Genomic DNA, 16,841 nt, shown 5'->3' on the forward strand with positions numbered 1-16,841 from the left:
GCCTACCGCCAGCGTTCACTCTGAGCCAGGATCAAACTCTTCACTTAAAAACGCATAGTCCGAGGACTAAAAATTTAAAGCTGCAGATGCTTGACCGCTGGCAACGTTTCGCTTGCTTTAAAACAATTGATATGTTGCTTGATCAAACGTCTGCAAGATGGACATACATCCTTCCTGCAGGCGCCTTCACAAGATACCTGCGCATACTGTCAAAGAACTTTGGAGTCGGCCTCAGCGCCTTCCTCCGTGTGCCCCGACGTTTCCGTCGTTGCGAGCCGCCCATTATAGCCGGCTTATCTGCTTCGTCAACACCTTTTTTCAAGGCCGTTTCACCGAAGTGAGACGTTGTTGCCGATGCCGCTTCGTCGTGCGACCCGGAGGTCTTTTCGTCGAAGCGAGCCGCCTATTATGTCAGGCTTTTCGTTTCCGTCAACACCTTCTTTCGAAGCTTGTTGCCGTCGCTGCGGGTGGGTGTTCACCGGGGTGAAGACCGCGTCGCAGCGAGGGAGCGAATACTAAAGACTTCTGAAAATTCGTCAAGCGTTTTCGTCGATCTTTTTCATCAACGCGTCATCCGTACGTGCTGCTCATCAACAAGCGCGGCAGCACGCGCGTTGCGCGTGCTGCCGAAGGCTTGCTAACAATGCATCTCTAGTCATCAGGAATGCATGCGATGTCGGCGGTAGGCAAACGTTCGTTGTGGCGCGATCTCTCCCTGCCTGCGGTAATGGCAGGCTTCATTACCGTATTGGTGGGCTTCGCCAGTTCGGCGGTGATCGTGTTCCAGGCCGCACGCGCGGTGGGTGCCGACCAGGCGCAGATCGCCTCGTGGATGTGGGCGTTGGGCCTTGGCATGGGCGTGACGTGTATTGGTCTGTCACTGCGCTATCGGATGCCGGTCGTCACTGCATGGTCCACGCCGGGCGCGGCAATGCTCGTGGTGGGTGCGGGTGCGGCCGGCTACAGCGATGCGATCGGTGCGTTTGTTCTCGCTGCCGTGCTGGGGATGCTCGCCGGCTTCTCAGGCATCTTCGCGAAGCTGATGAAGCGTGTGCCGATGGCGCTGGCTGCGGGCATGCTTGCTGGTGTGCTGCTGCGCTTCGGACTGGATGTGTTCGTGTCCATGGGCACCCAGCTCGGCATGGCACTGGCGATGTTCGTCACCTGGTTGATCGGTCGACGGGTGGTGCCGCGCTATGCGGTGATCGCCACCCTGCTCGTGGGTGTCCTGGTCGCCGCCGGTCAGGGCCTGCTGCATATGGACGAGGTGCGATTGGAACTGGCGACGCCGGTGTTCACCTGGCCGACGCTGTCGTGGTCGGCCGTGTTCGGCATCGCCCTGCCCCTGTTCGTGGTGACCATGGCCTCGCAGAACATCCCGGGCGTTGCGGTGATCCGTGCCTCCGGCTACGACACTCCCGTATCGCCGGTGATCGGCTGGATCGGGGTGGTCAATACGCTGCTCGCCCCGTTCGGCGCCTATGGACTCAACCTGGCGGCGATCACTGCCGCGATCTGCATGGGCCGCGAGGCGCACGAGGATCCGGCCCGCCGTTATACCGCCGCGGTGGCCGCGGGCGCCTTCTATATCGTGGTGGGCCTGTTCGGGGCGACGGTGGCGGCCGTGTTCGCCGCCTTCCCCAAGGAACTGGTGGCCTGCGTGGCCGGCATCGCACTGTTGGGCACCATCGCCAACAGCCTGGCGACGGCGCTGCGTGAGGAGGCTGATCGCGAAGCGGCGCTGGTGACCTTCCTGGTCACCGCCTCGGGCCTGTCGCTGGCCGGGATCGGCTCAGCGTTCTGGGGCTTGGTCGCCGGCGGCATCTGCCTGGTAGCGCTGCGACCGCGCCCGGGCGCCCGCTGACGCTTCACGCGCTTCAGGCGCCTTCGAAGATACGCAGTACGACGAACAGTGCCAGGCCCAGGCCTAGGGCAAGCCGGCTGGTCCCCCCGCGGCGCACCAGTTCCGCGTTGATCCGCTCCGGCTGCCCGGTAAAACGGGCCTGCGCCCGCGCCACCATACGGCGGCAATGCCAGCGGTACAGGGCATTGCCGAAGATGCCAAGAGAGAGCTGCACACCCAGCGATAACACGACGCCGCCCACGGCCAGGTCCAGCAGGACCATCGCCATGCCAATGGCGAAATCGGCAACCAGCACCGCCAATGCCACCAGGTACATGCGCCGGTACATGAGCCAGTGGAAGCCGAACAGGACGGCCGGCCAGTGCCACGGACGCGGCCAGCGGTCACCGGCGTCATCCAGATGCCAGCGACGGGCATACAACGCGAAGTTGTCGCCCACCGCCTTCGCCAGCAGCGGATGGCGGTCATGCACCGCCACGGCCGCGTCGATCTGGGCGTCGATCATGGCCTCATGCATGGCGGTGCTGGGCGCGCGATAAGGATTGTCGACACTCTCGTCCGTCCCGGACGAGGGCGGAACCTTGCTCATAGCGGGCGGACCGCCAGCGTCTGCTGCAGCACGTGCTGCGCGCCCGGCGCCAGCGTCACCACATCCGGACCGGCGTTGGCCGCTTCCAGGCACAGATAGTTGCGCCAGCCGGCCCCGACATCGGCCATCTTGCTGGCGCCGGCCTCACCCGGGTTCCAGGCGACCAGCGAGCGGCTGCCGGTGGTGGTGATCTCGATGCGGCGCTTCAGGCCAGGGTCCTTGAGCACGTAGCGGCCGCCGGCCTGCGTATAGATGCGGTCGCTGCGGCCGGGATCGCGCGGGTCGCGCAGGCTCCAATCGCCCTGCTGCTGGCGCGGGGTCGCGTAGTTCTCGAACTTGTCCAGATAGGACAGGCCGTCCAGGCCCTCCACGCTGACCTGCATCGCATCGCTGACCTGGAAGTAGTTGTGCAGCGCCTGGGTGAAGGCAATCGGCTGGCGGCCGGTGTTGTCGGTGATCAGGCGCTGCTCCAGGGTGCGGCCGATCCGCAGCTCCATGCGCAGGCGCAGGTCCAGGTTCTCCAGCACGGGCGGCGCCAGGGTCAGCACCATGGTGCCATCGGCCTCGCGACGGGCCTGCTGCAAGGTCCACGGCACGTTGCGGACGAAGCCATGCGAGGGCACGTCATTGCCCTGCCCCTGGCGGCCGAAGTACGGCCAGCACACGGGGCTGCCCCCGCGGATCGGGGTCGGCAGCGGCTGGGCGCTCGGCGAGAGCCACATCACGTCCTGCCCGCCCTTGGGCACGTAGGACAGCAGCTGGCCACCGAACACGCTGATCGCGGCGGTGGCGAACGGGGTCTGGACCGTCCACGCCGGGAAGCCCTGGATGTCGGCCAGGCTCAGGCCAGGCACCTTGGGCAGGGCAGCGCGCGGCGCGGCCGGGGACTGGACGTACTGGGCGTGGTTGGGCGGCAGGGTGAATACGGTGGATGCGGGCATGGTCGGCGTTGAAGAAGGAGGAGCACCGCGCAGGGCGGTGAGGATGCGCTGGCCGGCGCGGCCATCGGCGGGGGTCCAGCCCAGGCGCTGCTGCTCGGCCTGGATGGCGCGGCGGGTGGCGTTGCCGATCATGCCGTCCGCCGTACCGATATCGTGGCCACGGGCCAGCAGCAGGGTCTGCAGCTCACGGCGTTCGGTGCGGCCGATGCCGGGATCATCGGTTGGCCAGGCGGCGGCGATGCCGGTTCCGCCACGCAGGCGATCGGCCAGTGTTGCGATCGCCAGCGCGTAGCTCTCGGCGGCGTTGTAGGCGTAGATCGCATCGTAGTTGCGGAACACCAGCCAGGCCGGGCCCTTGGTCCCGGTGGGCAGCAGCAGCGCGGCGTTGCTGTCGGCCGGGAGCCCGGCGGGCGCCAGAGCACCACCGGCCACCGGGACGATGCCCAGCGCGCGCCAGTCGGCCAGTGGCTTGCGCTGGGTACGCCCGGCCACGCTGGCGTTGAAGCCAGCCGGAATCTTCACTTCGATGCCCCATGGCTGCCCGGTTCGCCAGCCCGCCTTCTTGAGGTAGTTGGCGGTGGAGGCCAGCGCATCGGGAATGGAGGCGACCAGATCGCGGCGACCGTCACCGTCGCCATCCACCGCGATACGCGCATAGGTGGAGGGCATGAACTGGGTGTGGCCGAAGGCGCCGGCCCACGAGCCGGTCAGGCCTTCGGCACGCAGGTCGCCAGCGTCGATCAGCTTGAGCAGCGCCAGCAGCTCGCCGCGGAAGAACGGCTGTCGGCGGCCCTCGCAGGACAGCGTGGCCAGCGACTGCAACAGCGGGCGCTTGCCGAACACACGGCCGTAATCACTCTCCACGCCCCAGACCGCGACGATCGTGGCCGGGTCCACGCCGTACTCCGACGATACCCGGGACAGCAGATCACGGTGCTCGACCAGGCGGGCGCGCCCATCCGCCACGCGCTGGGTATCCACCAATGCGGCCAGGTAATCCCACAACGGGGTGGTGAACTCCGGCTGCGCATCGAGCAGCGGCAGCACGCTGGGATCGGGGGTCAGCCCGGCGGTAAGTGCGTCGAAGCGCTCGGCCGTGATGCCCTGCTTGCCGGCCTGGGCCTTGAGGGTGACCAGGCACGTGGAGAATGCGTCCGGCGCGGCAACCGCGATCAACGGTGCGCCGAGACACAGCCCGGCCAACAACAGGGGCGACCATCGCATTGGCAGGAATCCTTGCAGCCAGTGGACCTGCATCATAGCGGCAATGCCGCGCAGGTCAGACCGGTTGCAGCAGGCGCAGGCCGAAGGCCGGATCCGTCGCGTTCCAATGCGCGGTCACCTGCAGGCCGGCATCGGCGGCCATACGGGAGAACACCGCGTCAGTGTATTTATGGCTGTACTCGACGGTCATCGCCTCGCCTTCGGCGAAATCGAAGCTCTGACCATCCACCTGCACGCGCTGGTCGCGCTGGCTGACCAGCTCGGTTTCGATGCGCAGCCGCGGCACGCTGTAGCGGGCACGGTGGCGGAAGCCGTCCAGATCGAAATCGCTGCCGATGTCGCGGTTGAGCCGACGCAGCAGATTGAGGGTGAACTCGGCGGTGACCCCGGCAGCGTCGTTGTACGCCGCTTCGATCAACGCCGCGTCCTTGTGCAGATCGATCCCGATCAGGGCCATACCATCCGGACCCATTGTCTGGCGCATCGCCTTCAGCAGTGCGATGGCGTCGTCATGGGCGAAATTGCCCAGCGTCGAGCCGGGGAAGAAGACCAGGTGGCGCGCCGGCTCGCGCTGCGGGATGGGCAGCTGCACCGGCTGGGTGAAGTCAGCGCAGACCGGCAGCATTTCGATGTCCGGCAGCGACGGTGCGAGCCGGGTGATGCTGTCCAGCAGCGCGGCGCGCGAGATTTCGATCGGGGTGTAGGCGACCGGGTCACGCAGCGCATGCAGCAGCAGTTCGGTCTTGCGCCCGCTGCCACTGCCCAGTTCCACCACGTGCAGGCGCGGGCCGACCACCTTGGCGATGTCATGCGCACAGTCCTGCAACAGCTGCAGTTCGGTGCGGGTGGGGTAGTACTCCGGCTGCCGGGTGATCTGCTCGAACAGGGCCGAACCCTGCGCATCGTAGAAGTATTTGGACGGCAGCTGCCGCGGCGTAGCCGAAAGCCCGTGCAGGATCTCGGCGGTGATCTGGCCGCGATCCGGCTGCAGATCGGTCAGTGCACCCAGCGCATCGCGGACCGAGCTCATGCGACGTCCCGGGCCAGGCGGACCCCGGCGAACTGCCACCGGGCCGACGGTGCGAAGAAATTGCGGTAGCTGGCGCGAAGATGATCGGCCGGGGTGGCACAGCTGCCGCCCCGCAGCACCCACTGCCCACACATGAACTTGCCGTTGTACTCACCCAGGTTGCCCGGGAAAGTACGGAAGCCGGGATAGGGCCCGTAGGCGCTGCTGGTCCATTCCCACACATCGCCGAACAACTGGACGATATCGCCGGCCTCGTCCGCGCCGCCGGGGTGCAGCTGGTCGGCATCGGCGAACCGCCCCCGCAGCGGCCGACCCACCGTCGCCGCTTCCCATTCGAACTCCGTGGGCAGGCGGGCGTCGCACCAACGCGCGTAGGCGTCGGCTTCGAAATAGCTCAGGTGGCAGACCGGTGCGTGCGGATCGAGCGCGCGCCAGCCGCCCAGCGTGAACTCGCGCTCCAGCGCGTCATCCCAGTACAGCGGGTGCTGCCACTGCTGTTCCTGGCACAGCGTCCAGCCCTCGCTCATCCACCAGCGTGGCTCGCGATAGCCGCCGGCCTGGACGAACTGACGGTACTCCTCGTTGTTGACCGGGCGGTTGGCCAGCGCATGTGCGGGCACCAACGCACGGTGGACGGGCGATTCGTTGTCATACGCAAACGCCGGCTGGGTGGGCCAGACCGGTGCGCCGATCTGCACGATCTGCTCCGGGCTGCTGCGCCACTGCAGCGGAAGCGCACGCGCCGGGCTTGCCGGGAGATCGGTGCGGTACGCCGGTTGCAGTGGATTGGACCAGAACGCGTGCTTGATGTCGGTCAACAGCAATTCCTGGTGCTGCTGCTCATGGTGCAGGCCAAGCAGCAGTTGATGCTGCGCCTGTTCGCTCAGGTTGCCGGCCTGCAGTGCGGCCAGCACGCGCTGATCGATCTCCGCGCGGAAGTGCAGCACCTCGTCCAGCGTCGGGCGCGAGAGCAGACCGCGCTGCGGGCGTGCATGGGCCGGACCGATGCTCTGGTAATAACTGTTGAACAGGTAGTGCCAGTCCGCGTCGATCGGCGCGTAGCCCGGGCGGGTCGCCAGCACGAAGCGCTCGAAGAACCAGGTGGTATGAGCCAGGTGCCATTTCGCCGGACTGGCGTCGGGCATGCTCTGGACCATGGCGTCTTCCGCGCTGAGCGGGGCGGCCAAGGCGAGCGTCCGCGCACGCACGGTGGCGTAGCGGACGGCCAGCGGCGATGGCGGGGCGGCAGTGTGCGGTAGTGCGGCAGCGACGGCGGTATTCATTGCGGTGAGGATCGACCAGCCGGGGTGAGTGCCACGTCATGGCACCGCATCGATTCGGTGACATTGCTCAAGTTGAATACGCCCAGGCCGCTACCGGGGAAGACCCATCGCCTGTGTAGTCCGGTTTGCACGCTGCAGCCACGGCGCGCCGGCCACCACGTGGACCCCCCTCTTGCGGACGCATCTGCTACGCCAGCCCAGTCACTATCTGTTCGTGCTGCCTGCAGTACTGGTCGCGCTGGGATTGTGGGCGGCTACCCCCGCGGCGGAAGCCGGCAGCCCGGTGCATCGCCTGCTGCCGATGGTGCTGGCCTGCCTGGGCGTCGGCCTGGCGCTGATCTACAACCGCGTCCGGGCGCTGTGCCTGATGCTGGCCATCGCCCTGGCGTTCGCCCTGCTGCATGGTGTGGTCGGCACATTCCTGCGTGATGGGGTGATTTCGGCACAGACGCCCCTGGTCTTCCACGCGGTGTCATGGTGGCTGCCGCTGCTGTTTCTGCTGCATGGGCTGTGGCCTGAACGCGGACGGCTGCGCCAGGATCTGTTGCTGCGAGGCGTGGTCAGCGGAACGGCCCTGGGTATCTTCCTGTTGTTGGCCACGCAGGTTCCCGACGGCATGCAGGCGCTGCTGTCCGATCGCCACCTGGCCTGGCTGCCCAGCGACTGGAATGCGCTGGCCCAACTCCCGGCGCTGCTGTTTCTCATTACGACGGTGGCCTTGGCTGTCCAGGCCTGGCGACGCCCCCGCCCGCTGCATACCGCCCTGCTGATCGCCCTGCTCTGCCTGTGGTGGCTGCTGCCGCGGGTGTTCGTGTCGCCGGCGCTGCTGCCGGCGGTGAGCTGCATGGCACTGCTGCTGATCGTCTCGGCGATGCTGCAGGAGGCGTTCCACATGGCCTTCCGCGATGAACTCACCGGCCTGCCCGGGCGCCGCGCGTTCAATGAGTATCTGCAGCGCGTGGGCACCACCTACACCATCGCGATGGTCGATGTGGATCACTTCAAGCGCTTCAACGATACCCACGGCCACGATGCCGGCGATGACGTGCTCAAGCTGGTGGCCGCGCGCCTGGCCGAGGTGGGCGGGGGTGGCCGCGCGTTCCGCTATGGCGGTGAGGAATTCGCGCTGGTGTTCCTGGATCGCCCTGCCCCGGCCTGCGTGGCGGCCGTGGAAGAGGTCCGCGCGAGGATCGAGGGGGTGCGTATGCATCTGCGCGACCGCGCCGCGCGCAGCCGCGACGATGCGGTGGGGCAGCTGCAGCGTGGGCGTGGTGGCAACGGTGCGGTGGTGCAGGTGACGGTGAGCATCGGCGTGGCCGACAGCCGGGTTGCCGACAGCGCGCAAGCGGTGATCAAGGCCGCCGACCAGGCGCTGTATGCGGCCAAGGACGCCGGCCGCAACTGTGTGTGTGCACTTGGCCAGCAGGGCACCGTGCCGGTGCGCGCGACCGCACTGGCTCAGGGCAGCGCGTCGAGATAGAACCAGCGGCCGTCTTCGCGGACGAAGCGGCTGTGTTCCAGCATTTTCACCGCACTGCCGCCGCCGACCTTGTAGCGCGCGGTGAAGCGGACCTGGGCGTGGTCGGGATCTGAGCGGGTGTGGGCGTGGATCGTCAGCCCCAGCCACTGGGTGCGCTGGCCGGGTGCTTCGGCCAGCGAGAGCTCGGCCGGGCGCGTGGACGGGTGCCAGCTGGCCAGCAGGTAGTCGCCCAGATGCCGTACGTAAGCGCTGTAGCGCGAGCGCATCAGCGCTTCGGCATCCGGCGCGGGGGTGCCGGCATGGTAAAGGCCGCAGCAGGCGGCGTAGGCCAGCGGGCGGCCGCAGGGACAGGGATCGGAAGAGACGGTGGTCATGGGGGTATTGTCGCGCGATGACCGGGCGTATGCTTGCGCGCCCTGCGTTGCGATGCCCCGCCGTGCTTGAGATGGTTCCCCCTGAGCTGTTCTGGTTGGTGGCGATCGCCTTCATCGCCGGCCTGGTCGATGCCGCCGTCGGCGGCGGCGGGCTGGTGCAGCTGCCCGGGTTGTTCACCGTCCTGCCGCAGCACACGCCGGCGATGCTGTTCGGCACCAACAAGTTCAGCTCGATGTTCGGCACCGCCGCGGCGGCGTTCCGCTATGCGCGCAATGTGCGCTTCCCGTGGCGGCCGGTGCTGTTCGCGGCGGGCACGGCATTTGTGTTCTCGTTTGCCGGGGCCACGGCGGTCAGCCTGCTGCCCAAGGACGCAGTACGCCCACTGGTGCTGGTGCTGCTGGTGGCGATGCTCGGCTACACGCTGTGGAAGAAGGACTTCGGTGCCCTGCACCGCCCGCGCGAGATCGGCCGCAAGGAGCTGGTGACCGCATTGGCCATCGGTGCCGTGATCGGGTTCTACGACGGCTTCTTCGGGCCCGGCACCGGCAGCTTCCTGATCTTCCTGTTCGTGCGCTTCTTCGGGCTGGACTTCCTGCGTGCGTCGGCCGCCTCCAAGGTGGTGAACCTGGCGACCAACGTGGCGGCGATCTCGTTCTTCGTGCCGACCGGCAACATCCTGTGGCTGTTCGCGCTGCCGATGGCCGCGGCCAACATCATCGGCTCGGTGGTCGGTACGCGGATGGCGCTGCGCGGCGGCACGCCCTTCATCCGCAAGCTGTTCGTCGGCCTGGTGGTGGTGCTGATCGCCCGGATGGGCTGGGATACCTTCGCCGGTTAGCAGGACGGGTCAGCCCCGGGGCTGACCCGTTGATTGCTCAGCGCTTGGGCTTGGCCGGCTTCTTTGCAGCTGCCTTGGGTGCGGCCTTGGTGGCCGTCTTCTTTGCCGCTTTCTTTGCCGGTGCCTTGGGCGCGGCCTTCTTCGGGCGCGACGCCGGCACCGCTGCCGGTGCCTCCACGGCCACGACCTCGGCCGCGACGTGGGCTTCCTCGTCGACCGAGGCCGCCAGCACCTCATTGGCCATCACCTCGGGGGCATCGACCACGTCAGGCGCGGCGATCACGGCCGGTGCCGGTGCCGCTGTCGTCTCGCCGGTGCGGGCGCGCTCGGGCAGCTTCAAACGCTTGCCCTCGTCGTCGTATTCGATCAGCAACACGCCAGAGTCATGGCGACCGCTGATCTCCACGAAGCAGGCACCGCCGATGAACGGTTCCAGCGTCATCACCGACTTCAGCGGGGTGGCCACGACCATCTGGAACCCGAAGTTGTCGAAGATGTTCATCGCCAGCGCGGTGAACTCGTTGTCGGCCTTGTCGAAGGCTTCATCGAGCACCACCGCCGCGTAGCTGGGCAGCTGGCCGTCGGCGCCACCGAGCTGGTAGCGCAGCGCGGCGGCCAGGCAGGTGGTGGCCAGCTTCTGGCGCTGGCCGCCGGACTTGCCCGCACCGCTGCGGTAGATTTCGACCTGCTGGCGGGTGGCGGCATCGAGCTCCACGCCGACGAACTCCACATGCAGGCGCACATCCAGCACCAGCTCGCGCCAGCGCTTGTCCTCGCCTTCCTGCGAGCCGAGCTTGGCGACCAGCTCACGCAGCACCGCGAACTGTGCTTCGGCCAGCTCGCGCTGGTCGGTCTGCTGCTGGGACAGCACGTCGCGCAGGCGCTGGTGGAAATCCAGTACCTCGGGCAGGCGGCGGTCGGTGAGTTCGATGGTCAGCAGGGTGCCGCGGTTGAACGGCACCTGCTCCAGCGAGGCATTGACCTCGTCCAGGCGCTGGGCGATCGACTTGCGCGCCTCGGCGGTGTGGCGCTGCAGCGCCAGCAGGTTGTTCTTGCTCTGGCTCTGGAGCAGATCGAAGAAGCGTGCCTCGTGCTGCGGCAGGCCATCGTTCTCCAGCCGTTGCAGGCGGGCCAGGAAATCTTCGGCACTGGACAAGCTGACGGTGAAATCGCCGCTGTCTTCCGGCCAGGCCTGGCAGTAGCGGCGGAAGCAGCCGAGCAGCAGGTTCTCCAGCCGGTTGTGTTCGGCCTGGGAACCGCCGAGCTGTTCATTGAGGGTGTTGCTGATCTGCCGGAAGTGGGCTTCCAGGTTCTCCAGGCTGAGCACGCCGAGCGCTTTGAGGCGTTCGTCCAGGCCCTGCTGCTGGAGGGGGGTGACCACGCGCTTGGCCAGCGGCACGCACTGCTCGTGCAGGCGTTCGAGGCGTTCGTGCTCACGACCGAGCTGGCCGCGCTCCACGCGCACGTCTTCATAGGTGCGCTTGGCCTGGGCCACATCGGCCCGGGTCTTCTCGATCTGTTCGCCCAGCCTGCGCAGATCGGCATTGCCTTCGCGCAGGTCGTGCAGGGCTTGGGCGATGTCGTCCAGGCGCTGCAGCGGTGCGGCCACATCGATCTCGTCCCAGCCCAGCGTGCACAGTTGATGGCAGGCCAGTCGCGCCTTGCCGTCCTGTTCGCGCTGCGCGCGCAGGCTGGCCACATCGCTGTCGCAGGCGGCGATGCGCTGGGCCAGTTCGATCGCTTCGCGCTCGTACAGGTCCAGTTTGTCGCGGTTGTTGAAGCCGAGCAGCCAGCGGCGGCGGTCGCTGATGTTGTGGCGATCATCCTTTTCGAAGCGTTCACCCGGGTGCTTGACCTGGCCTTCCTTGGTGATGCCGCGGTCGGTATCGCGCAGGTGGCGTGCATCCACGCATTCGTAGTCGAAGCGCTTGCCCAGCTCGCGGCGCAGCCAGCCGGCATAGCCGTGCTCACGCAGCACCAGCTTGTGCAGCAGCGAACGTGCGCCCGGCTCGCGGCCATGCAGTGCATCGTCGTTGCGGCGCACCCGGTAATAGACCAGGCGGGTACCGAGGTGGGTCTGATTGATCCACTCCGAGACCTGGGCGTGGTGGCGCTCATCGACCAGCAGCGACTGCGCAAAGCCGTGCAGCACGCGCTCGATAGCGCCCTGCCAGGCGGCGTCTTCGTCGCGGACCTGCAGCAGTTCGCCCACGAACGGCAGCGCCGCCTCGGGAATGCCGGTATCGCTGCTCAGGCGTGCGCGCAGCTGCTGCATGGGTGCAGGGATGCTGGACGGGGTGCGCTTGAGCGCCTCCAGTTCCGAACGCACCTCGGCGAAGCGGCGTTCGTCGTCGCGCTTGCCGCCCATGCGCTCGGCGATGGCTTCATCCAGCTCGGCCGCGGCGCGCTGGCCGTCGTCCAGGCGGGCCTGGGCGCGGGCGAGCTGCTCGGCAAACCCGTGCGCGGTCTCGGCCAGGGTTTCCCCCAGTTCGCGGCTGGCATGGTTGGCCTGGCTGCGCTTGGCCAGGCGGCGGTCGCGCTCCTGGGCGACACGGCCCTGCTCGCGCTCCAGTTCCTCGATGCGCTCGCCGCCCTGCTGGCGACGCTGCGCTTCCAGTTCGGCGAGGTGGCTTTCATGGTTGTCCAGCGCGCTGCGGCGCTGGCCTTCTTCCCCGGACAGACCGCGGTCGCGGGTATCCAGTTCCAGCAGGCGCGCCTCGAGCAGGGCCAGGCGACGCTGCTCGCGCACGCCGTCGATGCCCAGCTTCATCTCGTCCAGGTCTTCGCGCTGGCGGCGCAGTGCCTGCAGATCGGCGTAGTGGCCGCGTGCGGGCAGCAGGGTTTCGACCTGGCGGCGCGCGGTGACCACGGCCTGGTGGGCGCCATCGAGTTCGGCGAAATCATCGACCAGCCGCTCGGCGGCATCGAAGGTGCGCGGCGCATCGAGCATGAAGTCGCGCAGAAACACGTTCAGATCGCCGAGGTTCTTCGCCGACTGCGTCTTGTGCAGCAGGCGCAGCGCCATCTCGTTCTCGATCCCGAGCACGTGGCGGAACCGTTCGGCATAGCTGGCGAAACTGTCGAAGTGATGCACATCGCCCAGGCGCTGCTTGAGCTTGCGCAGGTCCAGGTCGAAGCCGCCAAGGTCACGCGCGATGTCGAAACTGCGCTCGGCCACCATGTAGTGCTTGCGCACATCGGCCGCCGCGGCGCCGTTGCCGGCGATCCAGAACAGGCGCACCAGGCTGACGATGCGGCCGTCATTGCTGCGGTATTCCAGCACCAGCGCGGTCCAGGTAGCGCCCTTGCGCAGGTACTGGGTGGCGATTTCGCCGGTGCCGCTGTCCTGCTGGTCGGCCCAGGCGCCACGCACGTAGGAGACCAGGTTGCGGTCGCGGCCACTGCGTTCGGCTTCGCGCGCGGCGGCATTGAAGTCGACCAGGGCCGGCGGCACCAGCAGCGCGGACATCGCATCGAGCAGGGTCGACTTGCCCGAGCCGGAGCGGCCGACGAACAGGAAGCCGCGTTCGGCGATCGGCACTTCGGTCAGGCCGGAGAAGGTGCCCCAGTTGTGGACCTGCAGGCGGCGCATGCGGAACTGCTGCGCGCGCGGGTCGGGCTGGTCGCCGGGGAACAGGGCGGGTGCGGGAATGTGGACGGTCATGGCAGGGCTAGCAATCCAGGCAGGGCAGCGGCGCGCGGGCGCGCGCTCAGGCGTCGAGGTCGGCCGGCGCTTCGCGCAGGCGGCGGTACACCTGGGCCAGGGCGGCGACATCTTCGGCGGAGAACATCAGTTTCAGTGCCGGCGAGACTTCATGACGCGCATCGTCACCGCCGAGGCGGGTCAGGATGTGGTTGTCCTTCATCTTCTGCACGGCACTGGCGACGCGGCGGTTGAAGCCGGCGCGGTCGGTGGACAAGTGGCGCTCGTACACGGCCAGTGCTTCGGCCAGTTCACCGTCCTCGACCACGGCGCGCACGCCGCGCGCATCGGCTTCGGCCAGCTGCTGGCGCAGGTGCAGCAGCAGTACCGAATCGATGAAGGTCAGCGGCGAGGTGCGCAGCAGCACCGGCGCCTCGATATCCTCGGTGTCGGCCTGGCGGGTGAAGGCCACCCCGCTCTCGCGGTCCAGCACCAGTTCCAGGAACAGGTCCGAGAGCGCCGAGCGGATCGCCGCTTCACTGCGGATCAGCGCCGGCCACAGCTTGGCGTGGCGCAGCTGGTCGATGCTCGGGCCGATCAGCAGCTGGCACAGCGCGCGGCGGCCATCGAGCGGCAGCCGGCCGGTGTCGCCCATGTAGAACACGTCGTTGTTACGCCGCAGGACGGGCGTCACCACGACCGGTTCGTCGTCGTGCTCGTCTGCGCCGCCGTCGATCGGGGTGTCGGTGGATTGTTCATGCCAGCTCATGGCGTTTCTCCTGGGTGAACCAGATCAGCGGAATGCGGGCGCGACGCCATTGGCCATCGCCGCCGCGCCATTGCGCGATCTCCTGTTGATCGGTGGCGACCTCGCCGTGGCGGGTGCCGAGAGAGAGGTAACCGATGATGCTGCCGAGCCCCTGCGGGGCCTCGCGGTGTTCAAGCACCTGCGCGATCGACAGCCGCGGCTGCGCGCCGAGCAGGTCGTGCAGATCGCGGCGCAGGGTTCGGAAGTCGATTTCAGAGGCGGCCACCAGGTCGCCGACACTTTCCAGCGAGATCGCGGCGGTGTCGTTGCGCTGCACGCTGCCATCCACCTGCGCCTGGCGCGGATCGTGCAGCTTCCATTGCGACAGCGAGCGCAGCCGGCTGGTGGTGAGCTGCAGGTCGCGGCCGATGCCGCGCTGCGCCGGGATGTGGTCGCGCAGGCCCAGCGCCTCGCCCTGGGCCTGCTTGAGCAGCTGGTTGAGGCGGCGCTGTTCCAGATAGCCGCGGCTCTGCACGAAACCGCGCAGACTGCGCGCGAAGTGCTGCAGCACGTCGTGAACCTGGCTGCCGCGCTCAAGCATGGTGGTGGTGAAGCCACGCAGGAAGGTGCGCTCGTTGCGATCGAGCTTGCGGGCGAAGCCGCGTGCGAGCACGGTCTCCAGCGCGGCATCGAGCTGGGCACTCTGTTCGGCATCGTTGAGCAGGCGCCAGAACGCCTCGAAGCTGCGCCCGGCGTCGCTGTCGCCGATCACGTCCACGCCCTCGAACAACTTGGACAGCACGTCGCCGCGCTCGCCCTCGTCATCGATGATGCGCTCGCGGAATTCGCGGTTGAGGCGTTCGAAGTCATCGCGCACGCGGCGGAAATCTTCGGTCAGCTCGTCGGCCAGGCCGATGATCTGGCGGGTCCGTTCCAGCGCGCGCTTGCCATCCAGCGAGGACACCTTGCCGCCGCTGACGCGGGCGATCTCGGCATCGATGCGGTCGCGCTCGTCGCGCAGCGCGGACAGGCGCGCATCCGGATTGGATTCGGTCAGCGCGGCCAGCTGCGAGAGCTGCTCGATCACCAGCGCCAGGCGGCTCTCGGTGGCGGCGGCGCGCGCCTGCTCCAGGCTGTCGGCGAAGCGGATCGCCTGCGCGGCCTGGGTGGACAGTTCGTACTGCTCCTGGTCGGCGCCTTCGGGCAGGCGGCGTTCCAGCCAGCCCTGGGCCAGCCAATGCGCGATGTAGGCCTGCGCGGTGCGCGGCAGATCGCGCGAGAGCTCATCGGCCTTGAGATCGTCCAGCGCGCGCTGCAGGCGTTCGTGCAGCACCGCGGTGGACAGGGTGCGCTCGTCCTGCATCAGCAGGCTCTGCAGCAGGCCGATGATCTCCGGCGCGTGATCGGCCGCCAGCAGCTTCCACTGCGATTGTTCGCGCAGGTGGCGGTAACGGGTAATGCGCTCGCGATGTTTCATTCGAGACCGGGGACAGGAAAACGGGCCGCGCGGGTCGCGGCGGCCGGGAGGGAAACGGGACGCGCACGCACCGGCCGGGCCGGGCCGAAGCCCAGCGCCTGCCGGCCGCGCGCGACAGCGCGGGGAATCAGCGCTTGCCGCCCACTTCGATGAAACGCAGGAACTCAGCGCGGGTGCGCGCGTCCTCGCGGAAGCTGCCCAGCATCTTGGAGGTGACCATGCTGACGCCGCGCTTGTGGATGCCGCGGGTGGTCATGCACTCGTGGGCACCTTCCACCACCACGCCCACGCCGACCGGCTGCAGCACGTCCTGGATGCACTGGGCGATCTGCGCGGTCATCTTTTCCTGGACCTGGAAGCGGCGTGCGTACGCCTCGACCACGCGGGCCAGCTTGCTGATGCCCACCACCTTGCCGGCCGGCAGATAGCCGACGTGCACGCGCCCGATGATCGGCGCCATGTGGTGTTCGCAGTGGCTTTCGTACTCGATGTCGCGCAGCACGATCAGTTCGTCGTAGCCGGCCACTTCCTCGAAGGTCCGCTCCATGTAGGCGCGCGGGTCGTCGCGGTAGCCGCTGAACCAGTCGCCATAGGCTTCGGCGACGCGGCGCGGGGTATCCAGCAGGCCTTCACGGGTCGGATCTTCACCGGCCCAGCGCAGCAGGGTGCGCACCGCCGATTCGGCCTCGGCCTGGGTGACGGGGTTGGCGTCGTTGTCTTGCTTGCTCATTACATACAGCACCCGAAGGGGGGCGAGCATCGTACCCGACAGACCCCTCGGGCGTCCTGCGCCCGGCCGCGGCCGCCCTGCCCGCGCAGGCCCCCGTTGGGCGACGGTTGTGCCACGGGTATTGATAGGATGGAAATTAGTAGTATCCTATCTATTCTGATGAACCGATCCCTCGACGAACGTACCCAGCTGCAGATGCAGCTCAGTTCCGGCCTGCTCTACGCAGGGCGGCAGTGGCAGCGCCTGGCCGACCAGGCCCTGGGCAGCTATGGCATCTCGGCCGCCTGCACCATGCCGCTGCTGATGATCGGGCGCGCCGGCGGCGGGATCCGCCAGGTGGCGCTGGCCCACCAGCTGGGCATGGAAGGCCCTTCGCTGGTACGCCTGCTGGACAAGCTGGCCGCCAGCGATCTGGTCCGCCGCGAATGCGATGCCAGCGATCGCCGCGCCAATCTGTTGTGGCTGACCGACAAGGGCCAGGCGCTGGTCAGCCAGCTGGAAACCCAGTTGATCGGCCTGCGCCAGGACGTGTTCGGCGAACTCAGCACTGACGAACTGCGCACCGTGCTGAAGCTGTGGCAGCTGCTGGCCGATGCGGCCGACCGCGTGACGTAAGCCG

At 67.8% G+C, this 16,841-nt stretch carries 13 protein-coding genes and 1 rRNA gene (1 of these 14 only partly in view); 4 read left to right on the forward strand and 10 right to left on the reverse strand.

Translation table 11 applies throughout. The features are described 5' to 3' along the window. Positions 1-47, reverse strand: a 16S ribosomal RNA gene (locus AC13F7_RS13140); it reaches 1,500 nt to the left of the window's first position. Between the two features lie 626 nt (positions 48-673). Between AC13F7_RS13140 and AC13F7_RS13145 the strand changes: the two genes are divergently transcribed. After that, positions 674-1,864 (forward strand): benzoate/H(+) symporter BenE family transporter, encoded by a 1,191-nt coding sequence (locus AC13F7_RS13145; protein WP_483001072.1) that lies wholly within the window; start codon positions 674-676, stop codon positions 1,862-1,864. A 13-nt stretch (positions 1,865-1,877) separates the two neighbouring features. On the opposite strand, the gene AC13F7_RS13150 is transcribed toward AC13F7_RS13145, so the two are convergent. From AC13F7_RS13150 to egtB, 4 genes are all read right to left on the reverse strand, one after another. Next, positions 1,878-2,369: a DUF2628 domain-containing protein gene (locus AC13F7_RS13150; protein ID WP_481470427.1), complete on the reverse strand. Its 492-nt coding sequence runs from the start codon at positions 2,367-2,369 to the stop codon at positions 1,878-1,880. Positions 2,370-2,449: 80 nt separating this feature from the next. Then, complete coding sequence (locus AC13F7_RS13155; protein WP_483001078.1) at positions 2,450-4,618, reverse strand: lytic murein transglycosylase; 2,169 nt, start codon at positions 4,616-4,618, stop codon at positions 2,450-2,452. 55 nt (positions 4,619-4,673) lie between these two features. Beyond that, positions 4,674-5,648: an L-histidine N(alpha)-methyltransferase gene (gene egtD, locus AC13F7_RS13160; protein ID WP_483001083.1), complete on the reverse strand. Its 975-nt coding sequence runs from the start codon at positions 5,646-5,648 to the stop codon at positions 4,674-4,676. Beyond that, positions 5,645-6,931 (reverse strand): ergothioneine biosynthesis protein EgtB, encoded by a 1,287-nt coding sequence (egtB, locus tag AC13F7_RS13165; protein ID WP_483001088.1) that lies wholly within the window; start codon positions 6,929-6,931, stop codon positions 5,645-5,647. Before egtB ends, egtD begins: the two co-directional genes overlap by 4 nt. Positions 6,932-7,103: 172 nt before the next feature. Here egtB and AC13F7_RS13170 point away from each other — a divergent pair, with 172 nt between their 5' ends. Further along, positions 7,104-8,411, forward strand: a complete 1,308-nt coding sequence (locus AC13F7_RS13170; protein ID WP_483001091.1) for a GGDEF domain-containing protein — start codon at positions 7,104-7,106, stop codon at positions 8,409-8,411. Here AC13F7_RS13170 and AC13F7_RS13175 read toward each other — a convergent pair. Beyond that, positions 8,390-8,785 carry a YchJ family metal-binding protein gene (locus AC13F7_RS13175; RefSeq protein WP_481470432.1) on the reverse strand — a complete coding sequence of 132 codons (396 nt, stop codon included), beginning with the start codon at positions 8,783-8,785 and terminating at the stop codon, positions 8,390-8,392. The two genes, AC13F7_RS13170 and AC13F7_RS13175, sit on opposite strands and share 22 nt — an antisense overlap. A gap of 62 nt (positions 8,786-8,847) precedes the next feature. Between AC13F7_RS13175 and AC13F7_RS13180 the strand changes: the two genes are divergently transcribed. Continuing rightward, positions 8,848-9,624, forward strand: coding sequence for a sulfite exporter TauE/SafE family protein (locus tag AC13F7_RS13180; RefSeq protein ID WP_123730914.1), 777 nt, complete (start codon positions 8,848-8,850; stop codon positions 9,622-9,624). A gap of 37 nt (positions 9,625-9,661) precedes the next feature. Here AC13F7_RS13180 and AC13F7_RS13185 read toward each other — a convergent pair whose 3' ends face one another. The 4 genes from AC13F7_RS13185 to folE all read right to left on the reverse strand — a co-directional run bounded on the left by AC13F7_RS13185 (position 9,662) and on the right by folE (position 16,222). Beyond that, entirely contained in the window at positions 9,662-13,288 is a 3,627-nt protein-coding gene (locus AC13F7_RS13185) for an ATP-binding protein (RefSeq protein WP_483001098.1), read from the reverse strand. A 46-nt stretch (positions 13,289-13,334) separates the two neighbouring features. Beyond that, positions 13,335-14,036, reverse strand: a complete 702-nt coding sequence (locus AC13F7_RS13190; protein ID WP_481470434.1) for a DUF4194 domain-containing protein — start codon at positions 14,034-14,036, stop codon at positions 13,335-13,337. Continuing rightward, positions 14,023-15,492, reverse strand: coding sequence for a DUF3375 domain-containing protein (locus AC13F7_RS13195; RefSeq protein ID WP_481470435.1), 1,470 nt, complete (start codon positions 15,490-15,492; stop codon positions 14,023-14,025). Before AC13F7_RS13195 ends, AC13F7_RS13190 begins: the two co-directional genes overlap by 14 nt. A 127-nt stretch (positions 15,493-15,619) precedes the next feature. After that, positions 15,620-16,222, reverse strand: a complete 603-nt coding sequence (gene folE, locus AC13F7_RS13200; protein WP_019183982.1) for a GTP cyclohydrolase I FolE — start codon at positions 16,220-16,222, stop codon at positions 15,620-15,622. Between the two features lie 159 nt (positions 16,223-16,381). Here folE and AC13F7_RS13205 point away from each other — a divergent pair, with 159 nt between their 5' ends. Continuing rightward, positions 16,382-16,837 carry a MarR family winged helix-turn-helix transcriptional regulator gene (locus AC13F7_RS13205; protein WP_483001106.1) on the forward strand — a complete coding sequence of 152 codons (456 nt, stop codon included), beginning with the start codon at positions 16,382-16,384 and terminating at the stop codon, positions 16,835-16,837. Positions 16,838-16,841: the final 4 nt, after the last annotated feature.

This window comes from Stenotrophomonas sp. K-6 (assembly GCF_056861555.1).

What these genes read in the sequence shown, in the direction of transcription:
- AC13F7_RS13145 (WP_483001072.1), top strand. Translation starts at nt 674, where the DNA reads ATGTCGGCGGTAGGCAAACGTTCGTTGTGGCGCGATCTCTCCCTGCCT.
- AC13F7_RS13150 (WP_481470427.1), bottom strand. Translation starts at nt 2,369, where the DNA reads ATGATCGACGCCCAGATCGACGCGGCCGTGGCGGTGCATGACCGCCAT.
- AC13F7_RS13155 (WP_483001078.1), bottom strand. Translation starts at nt 4,618, where the DNA reads ATGCGATGGTCGCCCCTGTTGTTGGCCGGGCTGTGTCTCGGCGCACCG.
- egtD (WP_483001083.1), bottom strand. Translation starts at nt 5,648, where the DNA reads ATGAGCTCGGTCCGCGATGCGCTGGGTGCACTGACCGATCTGCAGCCG.
- egtB (WP_483001088.1), bottom strand. Translation starts at nt 6,931, where the DNA reads ATGAATACCGCCGTCGCTGCCGCACTACCGCACACTGCCGCCCCGCCA.
- AC13F7_RS13175 (WP_481470432.1), bottom strand. Translation starts at nt 8,785, where the DNA reads ATGACCACCGTCTCTTCCGATCCCTGTCCCTGCGGCCGCCCGCTGGCC.
- AC13F7_RS13185 (WP_483001098.1), bottom strand. Translation starts at nt 13,288, where the DNA reads ATGACCGTCCACATTCCCGCACCCGCCCTGTTCCCCGGCGACCAGCCC.
- AC13F7_RS13190 (WP_481470434.1), bottom strand. Translation starts at nt 14,036, where the DNA reads ATGAGCTGGCATGAACAATCCACCGACACCCCGATCGACGGCGGCGCA.
- AC13F7_RS13195 (WP_481470435.1), bottom strand. Translation starts at nt 15,492, where the DNA reads ATGAAACATCGCGAGCGCATTACCCGTTACCGCCACCTGCGCGAACAA.
- folE (WP_019183982.1), bottom strand. Translation starts at nt 16,222, where the DNA reads ATGAGCAAGCAAGACAACGACGCCAACCCCGTCACCCAGGCCGAGGCC.
- AC13F7_RS13205 (WP_483001106.1), top strand. Translation starts at nt 16,382, where the DNA reads ATGAACCGATCCCTCGACGAACGTACCCAGCTGCAGATGCAGCTCAGT.